The organism is Tunturiibacter empetritectus (genome assembly GCF_013410875.1).
GTDB lineage: Bacteria > Acidobacteriota > Terriglobia > Terriglobales > Acidobacteriaceae > Edaphobacter > Edaphobacter empetritectus.
Genome location: NZ_JACCCU010000002.1, coordinates 158650 through 171282 on the forward strand (window position 1 = coordinate 158650; position 12633 = coordinate 171282).

The 12633-nt window shown below is 59.9% G+C and carries 10 protein-coding genes; 7 read left to right on the forward strand and 3 right to left on the reverse strand.

Translation table 11 applies throughout. From position 1 onward, the window contains the following. Positions 1 to 107: 107 nt before the first annotated feature. From HDF08_RS12800 to mnmA, 3 genes are all read left to right on the forward strand, one after another. Positions 108 to 3500 carry an alpha-mannosidase gene (locus tag HDF08_RS12800; RefSeq protein WP_179639077.1) on the forward strand — a complete coding sequence of 1131 codons (3393 nt, stop codon included), beginning with the start codon at positions 108 to 110 and terminating at the stop codon, positions 3498 to 3500. A 258-nt stretch (positions 3501 to 3758) separates the two neighbouring features. Beyond that, positions 3759 to 4187 carry an REP-associated tyrosine transposase gene (locus HDF08_RS12805; RefSeq protein WP_179639078.1) on the forward strand — a complete coding sequence of 143 codons (429 nt, stop codon included), beginning with the start codon at positions 3759 to 3761 and terminating at the stop codon, positions 4185 to 4187. A gap of 301 nt (positions 4188 to 4488) precedes the next feature. Further along, complete coding sequence (gene mnmA / locus HDF08_RS12810; protein WP_179639079.1) at positions 4489 to 5619, forward strand: tRNA 2-thiouridine(34) synthase MnmA; 1131 nt, start codon at positions 4489 to 4491, stop codon at positions 5617 to 5619. Between the two features lie 18 nt (positions 5620 to 5637). Here the strand turns inward: mnmA and HDF08_RS12815 are convergent, their stop codons facing one another. Together HDF08_RS12815 and HDF08_RS12820 are read right to left on the reverse strand one after the other, a co-directional pair. Then, positions 5638 to 6213, reverse strand: coding sequence for a hypothetical protein (locus HDF08_RS12815; RefSeq protein ID WP_179639080.1), 576 nt, complete (start codon positions 6211 to 6213; stop codon positions 5638 to 5640). Between the two features lie 120 nt (positions 6214 to 6333). Then, the gene (locus tag HDF08_RS12820) at positions 6334 to 6732 is read right to left on the reverse strand and encodes a YtxH domain-containing protein (RefSeq protein ID WP_179639081.1); all 399 of its coding nucleotides are present in this window, start codon (positions 6730 to 6732) and stop codon (positions 6334 to 6336) included. 428 nt (positions 6733 to 7160) lie between these two features. On the opposite strand from HDF08_RS12820, the gene HDF08_RS12825 reads away from it, so the two are divergent. Then, a complete protein-coding gene (locus HDF08_RS12825; protein WP_179639082.1) occupies positions 7161 to 8285 on the forward strand; it encodes a BON domain-containing protein in 1125 nt (374 codons plus the stop codon). 166 nt (positions 8286 to 8451) lie between these two features. Beyond that, the gene (locus tag HDF08_RS12830) at positions 8452 to 10248 is read left to right on the forward strand and encodes a glycoside hydrolase family 57 protein (RefSeq protein WP_218884693.1); all 1797 of its coding nucleotides are present in this window, start codon (positions 8452 to 8454) and stop codon (positions 10246 to 10248) included. 24 nt (positions 10249 to 10272) lie between these two features. On the opposite strand, the gene HDF08_RS12835 is transcribed toward HDF08_RS12830, so the two are convergent. Then, positions 10273 to 10986 (reverse strand): DUF4197 domain-containing protein, encoded by a 714-nt coding sequence (locus HDF08_RS12835; RefSeq protein ID WP_179639083.1) that lies wholly within the window; start codon positions 10984 to 10986, stop codon positions 10273 to 10275. A gap of 56 nt (positions 10987 to 11042) precedes the next feature. Between HDF08_RS12835 and HDF08_RS12840 the strand changes: the two genes are divergently transcribed. Further along, positions 11043 to 11918 (forward strand): hypothetical protein, encoded by an 876-nt coding sequence (locus HDF08_RS12840; protein WP_179639084.1) that lies wholly within the window; start codon positions 11043 to 11045, stop codon positions 11916 to 11918. Next, the gene (locus tag HDF08_RS12845; RefSeq protein WP_179639085.1) at positions 11918 to 12577 is read left to right on the forward strand and encodes a class I SAM-dependent methyltransferase; all 660 of its coding nucleotides are present in this window, start codon (positions 11918 to 11920) and stop codon (positions 12575 to 12577) included. The genes HDF08_RS12840 and HDF08_RS12845 overlap by 1 nt, the downstream gene beginning before the upstream one ends. Positions 12578 to 12633 lie beyond the last annotated feature (56 nt).

Genomic DNA, 12633 nt, shown 5'->3' on the forward strand with positions numbered 1-12633 from the left:
CTCTCCATCATGCACGAGTTTCTGTCCTTCAGCGTTTGCGAAGTTGGTTCGACCCCACAACTGCCCGCCGTTGTGACAAGCCCCTGCATTGCTATACCCTTGCCCTTATGCGCCTTCGCCAGCTGTCGCTCGCCCTCCTGCTCTCCTGCGCCCCTCTCCTCGCCCAATCCTTCACTCCAGTCCGCGAGCAGAAGAATCTCTCCCCCGCCGCCGTCGCCAAGCTCAACACCCTCGAGACCCTCAACTCTCTCCCAGCAGGCGACTGGCGCTTTCACGCAGGCGACATCCCCCACGGCGAATCCACCACCCTCGACGACTCCTCCTGGACCCTCGTTCAGCCCAAATCCAAAGCCCCCCACGAGGCCGTCTGGTACCGTCGCGAGATCGAAGTCCCCAAGACCCTCAACGGCTACGACATCACCGGCTCCCGCATCTCCTTCCAGTTCCGCTCCGACGCCAACGGCGCCGTCCCCGAGATCATCTACTTCAACGGCAAGCGCGTCGCCCTCGGCGAAGACCTCGAACCCATCGTCCTCTTCGAACCCGCCAACCCCGGCGACAAGATCCTCGTAGCCGTCAAACTCCTCCAGACCGTCGACGACAAGACTTTCTCCGGCGTCCGGCTAACCATCGAGCCAAACCCCAACGCCACCGGCGCCACCGCCCGTCCCTCCCCAGACGACATCCGCATCCAGTGCATTGCCGCCGCCAACCTCCTTCCAGCACTTCCCACGCCGCGCAAAGACCTCCTTCCCAAAGTCGAAGAAGCCGTAGCCGCCATCAACACCAACGCCCTCGCCTCCGCCGACCAGGCCGCCTTCGACCGATCCCTCCGCCACGCGCAGGAGATCCTCACCACCCTCCACCCCGTCCTCGCCGAAGCAAAGATCGATCTCGCCGGCAACTCCCACATCGACGCCGCCTGGCTCTGGCCCAAGAGCGAGACCATAGACGTCGTCAAGCGCACCTTCACCACCGCGCTTCAGCTCATGAACGAGTACCCCGACTACACCTTCTCCCAATCCGCCGCGCAGTACACCGAGTGGATGGCCGAAAAGTACCCCGCCCTCAACGAGCAGATCCGTCAGCGCGTCAAAGAAGGCCGCTGGGAGATCGTAGGCGGCATGTGGGTCGAGCCCGACCTCAACCTCCCCGACGGCGAATCCCAGGTCCGCCAACTCCTCATCGGCCAACGCGTCTTCCACGATCAGTATGGCGTCGTCGCCCGCATCGGCTGGAACCCCGACTCCTTCGGCTACAACTGGCAGACACCCCAGATCTACAAACGCTCTGGCCTAGACTACTTCGTCACGCAGAAGATGCACTGGAACGACACCAACCAGCTTCCCTTCCGCCTCTTCTGGTGGGAGTCGCCCGACGGCTCGAAAGTCCTCACCTACTTCCCCACCGACTACGTCCACGACAACGTCAACCCCACCCGCATCTCCGCCGACTTCGCCGAGTCCGCCGACCGCAACCCCGGCACCACCGAACTCCTCGACCTCTACGGCATCGGCGACCACGGCGGCGGCCCCACCCGCGCCATGCTAGACCAGGCCGACCACTGGATCGCCGCCGGCACCAAAGATCACGACGCCGTCCCCACCATGCGCTACCACACCGCGCAAAACTACTTCACCAACGTAGAAAAAAACCTCAACCCCACCTCCCCAACGTGGGACTACGAGAGCATCGCCAAGGGCTACACCGCCCCACCAGCCGCGAACGGCGCACTGGGAATCCCTACCTGGAAAGACGAGCTCTACTTCGAATACCACCGCGGCGTCTACACCACCCAGGCCGCTCACAAGCGCAACATGCGCACCAGCGAAGTAGCCACCCTCGACGCCGAAAAGCTAGCCTCCCTCGCCTGGCTGGACGGCCAACCCTACCCCAACGCCGAACTCACCGAAAACTGGAAGAAGATCACCTTCAACGGCTTCCACGACCTTGCCGCCGGCTCCGGCATCGCCATCATCTACAAAGACGCCCAACGCGAATACACCGAAGTCTTCCACGCCGACAAAGAGATCACCGACAACTCCCTCAATACCCTCTCCACTCGCATCGACACCAGCACCAAAACCGGCGTCCCTGTCCTCGTCTACAACGCAATGGCGTGGCCCCGCAGTGAAACCGTAGAACTTCACATCCAGCTTCCCAGTCCCTCAGAGACGATCGAACTGACGGACACTCGCAACGCCATCTTGCTCTCTCAAATCGTCTCTCATCAGCCTGGCAGCAACGAATTTACGGTTCTGGCCCGCGTCAACGAAGTCCCGGCTCTTGGCTATACCGTCCTTCACGCGTACGGAAACCTGCCGCAGAACGCTGATCTGCGACGTCTCCATAAGGAGCAGCTAACGGATCTGAAATATTCCGGACTCTCCTTCTCGCAGGATTCGTCTTCTTACACCTTGAGTACCGGCCGCAGTCACCTTCAAGTCAGAATAAGCAAAGAAACTGGATGCATTACAAACCTCACAACGGACTCTTTTCCAGCCCACACATACGTCGCTGCCAACCCTGCCAATGATGCCTGCGCCAACCAACTCCAAACTTTTAAGGACACCCCCAAGCAATACGACGCCTGGAACATAGACCCCGGCACCCTCGACGGCACGATGACCCCCATCACGACCCTCGACTCCATCGCCATCACCGACAACGGCCCCCTCCGCAAAACAATCCGAGTCACGCGCAGTTGGCAATCCTCAAAATTCGTTCAAGACATCTCCCTCGACGCAGGAGCGGACACAGTCCGCATCTCCAACGACATCGAATGGCACGAGACCCACGTCCTCCTCAAAGCCGCATTCCCCCTGGCCGCCACATCACCGAAGGCGACCTATGAAATTCCTTTCGGATCCATAGCCCGCCCCACCACCCGCAACAACTCCTGGGAAAAAGCCCAGTTCGAAGTCCCCGCTATGCGCTGGGCCGACCTCGGCGACGACAAGCAAGGCCTCTCCATCCTCAACGACTCCAAGTACGGCTACGACGCCGCAGGCAACACCCTCCGCATCACACTCCTCCGCTCCCCCACCTGGCCCGACGCCGAAGCCGACCGGGGCCACCAGCACTTCGTCTACGCCCTCTACCCCCACACCGGCTCCTGGAAGCAAGCCCAGACCGTCCGCCGCGGCTACGAACTCAACGACCCCCTCAAAGCCACTCAAGTCTTCTCCCACACCGGCACCCTACCCGCCGAGCACTCCTTCGCCAGCATCGAAAACCCCAACGTAACCCTCACCGCCATCAAAAAAGCCGAAGACTCCGACGCCCTCGTTTTCCGCATGTACGAGTGGGCCGGCACCACCACCGAAGTAAAACTCCACATCCCCCACGGCGCCACCTACGCCATCGAATCCAACATGATGGAAAAACCCGAAGGCGACCACCTCAATCTCACCAACGACACCGTCACCGTCCCCATCAAACCCTACGAGATCCTCACCCTCCAGGCCATCTACCCAACCCCAACCACTGCGGCAAAATAGAAGTCAACACGCCATAGATCTCGCCATCTCAAAAACCGTCTGGCTTACGGGCACGGCTTTAGCCGCGCCATACCTTCAGCCACAAACGGGGCTTTAGTGCCTGCAAAAAAGTCCGTTCTGCTTAAGGGCACGGCTTCAGCCGTGCCGCAAGAGCTTTGACTGTATTGCGGCTTTAGCCGCTGAGGTCAGCCTTTCGTTCGGAAGGGTATTTTTTCATCACCCTCTTCAGCCCTAAGGTACCCGCATTACAATCTCCCCATGGCGATCCCGCCCCGCACCTCTCGCCCCGGCACCTACTTCATCACCAGCGCAACCCACAACCGCCGCCGCCTCTTCCAGGTAGACCGCCACGCCCAACTCTTCCTCGATACCATCCAACACTATCGAGCCAAAGGCCACTACAAACTCCACGCCTTCGTCATCATGCCCGATCACATTAACCTTCTCCTCACCCCACAAACCATCTCCCTCGAGAGAGCCGTAGGGCTAATCAAAGGAGGCTTCTCCCACCGCCTCTCCTCCTCCCAACCCATCTGGCAGCGAAGCTTCACCGACCACCGCATTCGTAACCGAGTCGAGTTCGAGATCCGCCGAACTTACATCCACCAAAATCCCGTGCGCGCCAACCTTGTATCTAGCGCAGAAGTTTACCCCTGGTCTTCGGCGACCAGCATCGCCCCCGACTAAGCCCACAAAAAAAACCTTGTCAAGCCCCCAAATCACCAAACCCCGCGCCAATCCAGCAAAATCGCGTGGCGTATTAGTTCTACCCAAACTGCTATACTCAATGAAGAGTAAGGAAAGCCCCGGCAGAGAGATTCGGGGCTTTCCTTGCGTGGTGCGCATAAGTCGTTTGGAATGACGTATCTGCGGCTAAGTCTTTTAGCAGCACGTATTTACGAAGACTAGCTCGCCGCAAGTAATTGCAAATAAAGAATTTACACGCGGGCAATAGGGGGGGTACCCCTCCGCGAGCACAGGAACCACAATGCCTCATGAGCCCAACAACACGATAGCGGTCGCCATGTCCGGAGGAGTTGACTCCTCCGCCGTCGCCGCCCTCCTGCGCGCTCAAGGCCATGACCTTGTCGGCCTCACCCTCCAGCTCTGGAACCAGCGCCGCCTCGCCGGACACGAGGGCATGCCCGAAGCCGTCCAGGGCCGCTGCTGCTCCATCGACGACGTCTACGACGCACGCCACGTCGCCGAGCAGCTCGACATACCGTATTACGTCGTCAACCAGCAGGAGCGCTTCGAGGCCGACGTGGTCAAGCCCTTCGTCTCCGAGTACCTCGCCGGCCGCACCCCAATCCCCTGCACCCTCTGCAACAACCACCTCAAGTTCGATCAGCTCCTCACCACCGCCCGTCAGATCGGCGCCGACCGCATCGCCACCGGCCACTATGCACGCAACCGCTTCGATGAAGCACGCGGACGCTGGATCCTCTCCCGCCCCGAAGACAAGTCCAAGGATCAGACCTACTTCCTCTTCGGCCTCACGCAGGAGCAGCTCAGCCGCACCATGTTTCCCCTGGGCGAGATGCAGAAGCCCGCCGTCCGCCAGATGGCCGCAGACGCAGGCCTCGCCGTAGCCCAGAAGTCCGACTCGCAGGAGATCTGCTTCATCCCCGGTGGCGACTACAACACCTTCCTCAAGGCTTACCTCGACGAGCAGGGCGAAGACCTCCCCAACACCGCCGGAGAACTCGTCACCACCACCGGCGAAGTCCTCGGCCAACACGATGGCATCCAGAGCTTCACCGTAGGGCAACGCAAAGGCCTTGGCCTCACCAGCGTCAACCCGCTCTACGTCCTCGCCATCCACCCCGACTCTCACCAGGTCACCGTAGGCTCCGACGAAGATCTGCTCTCGCGCGATCTCTTCGCCAACCGCCTCAACTGGATCTCCATCCCAGAGCTCACCGAGCCGATCCGCGTCAGCATCAAGATCCGCCACCGCCACACCCCGGCCATGGCCACCCTCACCCGCGTCACGAACGGAACAGCCGACCAGACGGTCCACGCTCTCTTCGACGAGCCCCAACGTGCAATCACCCCCGGCCAGTCCGCCGTCTTCTATCAGGAAGACGAGGTGGTCGGGGGCGGTTGGATCACCTAGCAAAAATTCAGAGAGCTACTACCCCTGATCGGAGTCGCGTCGGGTACTCGGTCGCCCGCCACCGAACCCCTTCGTCCGTCCCGCCAGAACATCCAGCCCCGCCTTCAGCCCATTCACCAGCCCGGAGACCTCACGCAGCGGAACCTTGATCCCCCGCTGAACCGTCTCCGAGATGTCCGAGGTGGTATTCAGCACCGAGGTGACCATCCCATCGACCCGTGCCACCTGCGCGCGCGTCTTCGAATTCAAATCGCTCGCAGTCGAATCAAACTCGTGAGCTTTGGCGCGAATCACATGGCTCGTCTCAACAAAGTTCTCCGTGATGATCTTCACCTTAGGCGCAGTGTCCTGAATGAATCCGTGAGAGCTATCGAGAATCGGCATCATCTTCAAGCGAATCTCTTCCACAATCTCCAGCCCGCGCTTCCTCGTCTTCGCCGCGCCAATAGCCATCGCAATCAATGCGATCGCCTGCACGATCAGTGCAACCGCGACCATCGCAACGAAGACCATCAGCAGCTTCGAATTCCCCGACGAAAGCGAATCCGGGTCCTGCAGCCACATACCTGACATCACGATCCGCATCGCTTCCATAACGTCTCTCAATCCCTCAAGTTACGAGATAACAATCACAAGGCCCGGCCGCCAGCAAGGGTCGACCGGGCCTAGACTATCAGAAACCACTAACAGACAAACAACTAACAGACAACCGTCTTACGAGTGAGATTCGCCCGTCGTAGTGCTCGCATATGCTTCTTTGCCCGCATCAATCGCAGCAGACACCTTATCGCTATGCTCCTGCACCAATCCCTTGCCCTTCTCAACATACTGAGCCCACTGCGTCCGGCCGCGATCATAGTAATCCTTACCGCGATCGACATACTCGCCCATCTGTTGCTTACCCTGTGCGGCCAAAACAGCCGCCCGATCCTGCGCCTGCTGCGCCAGAACCGCTGCCTTATCCTTGGCATCCATAGCGCTCGCGACCAGATCTTCGCGGGTTTCTTTACCAGCCTTTGGGGCATACAGCACCCCCGCCAGGGCACCAATACCAAGTCCCGCTAGGAACCAACCCAATCCACTTACTCCACTCTCGTTGTCGTTATCTGACATGCTCATTCTCCTCTTTCCAGGCTTCAGGTGCGGAATCTGCCTCTCCGCCCTTTATAACTCAACTTGCGGATTTACTAAGTCAAATCTCAAACCGATTCTCATATATCCGAGATACTCCGGTTCGTCCGCGGCAGCCGCCGCACGTTCACAACGCCCTGCTTAGGGAGATGCCCCGCCCTCCAATTAGGTTGCGCGCTCCCTCATCGACCGAGTCATTTGCTACAAGCTGTCGCCTCAGCCGCCGGACGAGCAGTCTGGATTTTTTCGATATCTTTCGAGAACTGCCTCGTCTAATCCTTAAACGCCCTCTCCACGAAGATGAGGAAACCGCCATTCCTAGAAACTTCGGCCTGAGACGCCGCATCGGATAGTTGTCAGTGGTTTACAGTGTTCGCAGTGCAAGTCGCTCGACGCACGAAAGGGGTTTCATGTACGCCAACCGCCACCTCTCCGCCACACGCGCTCTTCTGGCATCCACGATTTTAGCCGTCACTCTTGGCTTCTCTGGATGCAAGAGTTCGGCGCCCGCAACACCTACCGATGACGCCAGCCTCACCGCAGCCCTGCAAAGCCGTATCTCAAGCGATGGCGCGCTTAGCGCTGAACCAATCCAGTCAAACGTTCAGAGCGGCGTAGCCACCCTCACCGGAAACGTCAGCAGCGAAGCAGCGCGGTCCCTCGCCGCAGCCGACGCCGCTCAAGTCGCCGGCATTAAAACGGTAGTTAATAATCTCGCCGTGCAAGCTCCCGTGCCAGCTGTCACTGCCACAGCCATCCCACTGCCCCCTCCCATACCTGTCACCCCAAGGAAACTTCCCGCTCCCAAACCGGCGTTTAAGCCAAAGGCAGCACCAGTCGTCCACGAGTCGGCCCCTGTTGAAGCGCCTGTCCAGCAGGCAGCAGCAACCCCTCCGCTGCCCCCGCAGCAGGAACTTCCCCCTCCGCCGCCGCCACCTCCTCCTGCGTTCCGTAGCATCACCGTGCCACCGGACACTACGATCCCCGTCCGCATCACCCAAACGCTCGATAGCGCAACTACTCAGCAAGGTGACAGCTTCTCCGGTACCGTCGCCACAGACGTTATTATCGACGGCCTCGTCGTCATCCGCCAGGGAACACCCGTCTCTGGCCGTGTCTCCGCCGCGCAGGAAGCGGCCCATTACAAAGGAAACTCCTTACTCACCGTTGAACTCACCAGCATCAACCGCCGTGGCGAAGCGCTCGCAGTCACCACCGAACCCTACAGCGTCCAAGGTAAAGGCCGCGGCAAAAACACAGCCGAAAAAGTCGGCGGCGGCGCAGCTGTTGGTGCTATCCTTGGCGGCATACTCGGCGGCGGCAAAGGAGCCGCAGTCGGCGCCGCTGCCGGTGGCGGCCTCGGAGCCGGAGCCAATACCATCACCCGAGGCGAGCAGGTTCAAATCCCCTCGGAAAGTCTCATCCGTTTCCGCCTGACGAACACCTTGTCCCTCTCGGTTCCGGCAAAAAATTCCGAAAGCACAACCACCAATCCGGACCTGCAATCGAGACCCGCAGACCAGCCACCACAGTAGATAAACTTTGCATCTAAAAGTTAGAACAGGTGCGGCAGATCGACTCCAACTGTCGCCCATCGCCTGAAACTGATAGGCATAACGAACGTCAACCAGCTCATTCAGCCGACGCGAACGTCGCGATAGTGCTTTTAACCCATAACACTGCCTCCCGAGGTGTTTCGTCTTGACAAAGGCATCCATCGATAATGCGTCGCGCCCCGCAGGGTTCCTTACCTTCACCCTCCATGCGCACCTACCCTATGTCGTCAATCACGGCACCTGGCCTCATGGTCTTGAGTGGCTGCACGAAGCAGCCGCCGAGACTTATCTTCCCCTCCTCCGGGTCCTTAAAAATCTCGAGCGCGACCACATTCGTTTCAACTGCAACCTCAATCTCTCGCCTATCCTTTTAGAGCAGCTCTCTCACCCTGTCTTCCTGGCCGAGTTCCCCCACTACCTCACCCGCAAGATCGTCGCCGCCCGCGAAGACGAAGCGTTCTTCCTGCAGTCAGGCGACAATCACCTGGCAGAGACAGCCCGCTTCTGGCAGCGTTTCTTTTCGCAGGCGCTCGAAGACTTCAATCACTTCGATCGCGATCTCATCGCCGCCTTTCGCCACTTCAACGACACCGGCCTCATCGACATCATCACCTGCGGCGCAACTCACGGTTATATGCCCCTGCTCGGCACCGACGAGAGCGTCCGCGCCCAGATCCGCACCGCCGTTGACACTCACGTCCGCCACATCGGCAAAGCTCCCCGTGGCATCTGGGCGCCCGAGTGCGGCTATCGGCCCGCCGGGTCCTGGAGCTATCCGGTCTCGAACGCCGACGGCACCCCCACTCCTCCAGCCTTCAATCGCATCGGCGTCGAACAAGCTCTCTCCGAGTCCGGCCTGGAGTTCTTCTTCGTCGACACCCACCTCGTCGAAGAGTCCCGCCGCACCTCCTCCCCTTACGATCAACCCGGTGACCACAAGGCACAAAGCCACGAGGAAGCCCTTCAGCCTCATCAGGCACATCGTTCGCTCTACCAGCCGTACTACGTCGACGGCCCCTACAATAAGGATCACGCCACGACCATCTTTCCCCGCGATCCCCGCACTGGCCTCCAGGTCTGGTCCGGTGACACCGGCTACCCCGGCGATAACATATACCTCGACTTCCATAAGAAACGCTGGCCCGGCGGTCATCGCTACTGGCGCGTCACCGGCTCCAGAGTCGACATGAACGATAAGCAACCCTACTACCCGCACGAAGCAGGCGAGCGCACCAAAGCTCACGCCAGCCACTTCGTCCACCTCGTATACGAGGCGCTTAAGTCCGGCTTCAACGACACCATTCCACCTATTCTCTGTTCCCCCTTCGATGCCGAACTCTTCGGACACTGGTGGTTCGAGGGTCCCCTCTGGCTAGAAGCCGTCGCTCGCAATCTCCACGAATACGAGTCGGGAATCCAGCTCATCAGTTGCGCCGACTACCTCGATCAGTACCCACGCGCCGGCTTCATCGCCATGCCTGAAGGCTCCTGGGGATCGGAAGGCAACAATCAGGTCTGGCTCAACCCGGAGACCAGCTGGACCTACACCCACATCTATCCGGCCGAGATCTACACCCGCGACGTCTGCACGGCGGGCCTCTGGCGCACCTCAGCCCTAGGCCTGCGCATCATGCAACAGCTCTGCCGCGAACTCCTCCTCCTCGAATCTTCCGACTGGCAGTTCCTCATCACCACCGGAGCCGCACGCGACTACGCCGAAATTCGCTTCCTCACCCACAACGATCAATTCAACGAAGTCAAAGCCATCTGGCAGACCTTCGAATCAAACGGCGCCATCACTGAAACCGGGCAGACCCGCCTCACCGAGATCGAGCTCCGAGACAGCATCTTCCCCGACATCGATCCCGCCCTGTGGGTATCCGGCGCCTCCGAGACCCGCCCAGACCAACCCACGCTCCTCCCGGTCGCGACCGCAGTCTGACCATCTCGCAGCTTTCGCTTTATCTCAAAACTTGCCGAACACACTCTTCAGTAAAGGAGTCACCTGTGCGGATGGGTTCGTGCGGATCTTCGCCTCTTCCTGACCCATCATCGTGAACATCCCATCCACGCTCTTCTCCAGAACGTAGCCATTAATATCGACAGACGGCGTCTTCCCGAATGGCATCTGAGGCGCGGATCCCATCATCGCGTTGAACTTCTCCGTCACGCCGGTCTTCGCCATCTCCCTTTCAATGATGGGCTTAAAGGCCTCCGACACCTGCGACGTCGTCGTACGCTTGAAGTAATCGGTCCCAGCCGTATTGCCGCCCATCACAATCTGTTTTGCATCCTCAAAGCTCATCGCCTTCAGCGCATCCATAAAGATCGACTTCGCCGCCGGGGCCGCCTCTTCCGCCGCAGCATTCATGCTGTGTTCGAACTCATCCACCTTCGCGCCCATGCCGATCGCGCGCAAACCCTTCTCCACCGTGCGCAGCTTCTCCGGCATCGTTATCTTGATCAGCGAATTGTTTTCGAAACCCCCTGGCCTGCCGGTCTCAGACACTGCCGCAGTGACTCCACGCGACAGCGCCTCCTTCAACCCACCAGAAGCCTGCGCGGTTGTCAGGGTGGACACATCTCCCATCACTGGCTTTGGAGAAGACCAGCCGTTACCAGCCACGGAGCCCATCATGACCGCGAGAAGCGCAAGGTGGTGTACAGATCGTATTTGCATGCCCGAAACCATACTCCTATCCGATGACGTCCGGGAAAATATCGCATTATAGAGAGATGGCGGTAGCGTCTCCAGTCTCCCCGGCTCAACGAACCTCGCCCCACGCATCGCCCCTGGCCCTATGGCATCTGCTCTCCCTCGACGCCCCAACCATTGCCTCTCTCTGGATCTGGTTCATCGCCTCCGCCAATCACCTTCGCCTGCCAACCGTCAGCGTCGTTGCCATGTTTCTCGCGGTCTGGATGCTCTATGCAGCCGACCGTCTTCTCGATGCCCGCTTCATAGGAGCCACAGCCAACGGAGACCTCGAAGCGCGTCACTACTTTCACAATCGCCATCGTCGCGCATTCCTCGCCGGCATCATGACAGCCTCCATCACGCTCGCAATCCTTCTCCCCCGTCTCGAAGCCGCAGCCATTCACCTCTACCTCATCCTCGGCGGCCTGCTCGCGGGGTACTTCATCCTCATTCACGCCACCAGCAGCGCTCACCGTCTCCCGAAAGAGATCGCCGTCGGCCTCTTCTTCGCCGCGGCAACCTTTATTCCGACCGTAGCCCGCCGCCCCGAACTCCGTATCTCCCTTCTTCCACTTGCAATTCTCTTCGCAGCTCTCTGCAGCCTCAACTGCCTTTTCATCTATGCCTGGGAGCACAACACGCCGCCTTACTCAAGTCAGCCCGCACACGCCCTGACTCGATTCGCCCTCCGCACACTTTCGCCTCTCACACTCGCTCTCATCGTTCTCAGCGCCGCCACCTCTGTCCTCGATCGTCAAGTTCCATGGCCAATCGCATGCGCGATCGCCGCCTCAGCCGCATCTCTGCTTCTTCTTCACCATCGCCGCCATCAAGCCGCACGCCTCACCCTCAGAAGCCTCGCCGACCTCGCCCTCACCACTCCTCTCCTTCTACTCCCCTTCCTGCACCAATAATGCCCACTCACCCCAGCTTCGATCTCATCGCACGCCCCTATCGCTGGATGGAATGCCTCACGCTCGGTCGCTCCCTCGAACACTGCCGCCTTCACTTCCTCCCCAATCTCCTCCAGCAGAGGCGAGCCCTCATCCTCGGCGATGGAGACGGCCGCTTCCTCGCCGAACTCCTTAACCAAAACTCTCGCCTCCGCGCCGATGCAGTCGACACCAGCGGCGCCATGCTCCATCTCCTCAGTCAACGCTGCGAAGTACGTGCCCCGAACGCCTCCACACGCCTCACCACACATCAAGCCAACGCGTTGACGTGCCCTCTCGACGGCCCCTACGACCTCGTCGTCACGCACTTCTTCCTGGACTGCCTCACCCAACCCGACCTCGAAATCCTCATCAATCACATCGCCCCAACTCTCTCTCAAGATGCACTTTGGCTCGTCTCCGACTTCCATATCCCCAACGGCTTGATGCGTCTTCCCGCGAAGATCCTTGTCCGCAGCCTCTATCTCGCCTTCCGCATCCTCACCAACCTCCGCACCACAAAACTCCCCAACCACGCCTCTCCACTCCAAAAGGCCGGCCTCACCCAAATCGCCCGCCAGCATCGGCTCGCCGGCCTCCTGGTCACCGAACTCTGGCAGTTTCAGTCTGCGGCGCGATAGATCCATCTGGGAACAACGCAAACTTTTTCTTCTCGAGACTCCAAGCAGCCCTACAA

Coding starts and splice junctions, on each gene's coding strand:
- HDF08_RS12800 (WP_179639077.1), top strand. CDS start 108: ATGCGCCTTCGCCAGCTGTCGCTCGCCCTCCTGCTCTCCTGCGCCCCT.
- HDF08_RS12805 (WP_179639078.1), top strand. CDS start 3,759: ATGGCGATCCCGCCCCGCACCTCTCGCCCCGGCACCTACTTCATCACC.
- mnmA (WP_179639079.1), top strand. CDS start 4,489: ATGCCTCATGAGCCCAACAACACGATAGCGGTCGCCATGTCCGGAGGA.
- HDF08_RS12815 (WP_179639080.1), bottom strand. CDS start 6,213: ATGGAAGCGATGCGGATCGTGATGTCAGGTATGTGGCTGCAGGACCCG.
- HDF08_RS12820 (WP_179639081.1), bottom strand. CDS start 6,732: ATGTCAGATAACGACAACGAGAGTGGAGTAAGTGGATTGGGTTGGTTC.
- HDF08_RS12825 (WP_179639082.1), top strand. CDS start 7,161: ATGTACGCCAACCGCCACCTCTCCGCCACACGCGCTCTTCTGGCATCC.
- HDF08_RS12835 (WP_179639083.1), bottom strand. CDS start 10,986: ATGCAAATACGATCTGTACACCACCTTGCGCTTCTCGCGGTCATGATG.
- HDF08_RS12840 (WP_179639084.1), top strand. CDS start 11,043: ATGGCGGTAGCGTCTCCAGTCTCCCCGGCTCAACGAACCTCGCCCCAC.
- HDF08_RS12845 (WP_179639085.1), top strand. CDS start 11,918: ATGCCCACTCACCCCAGCTTCGATCTCATCGCACGCCCCTATCGCTGG.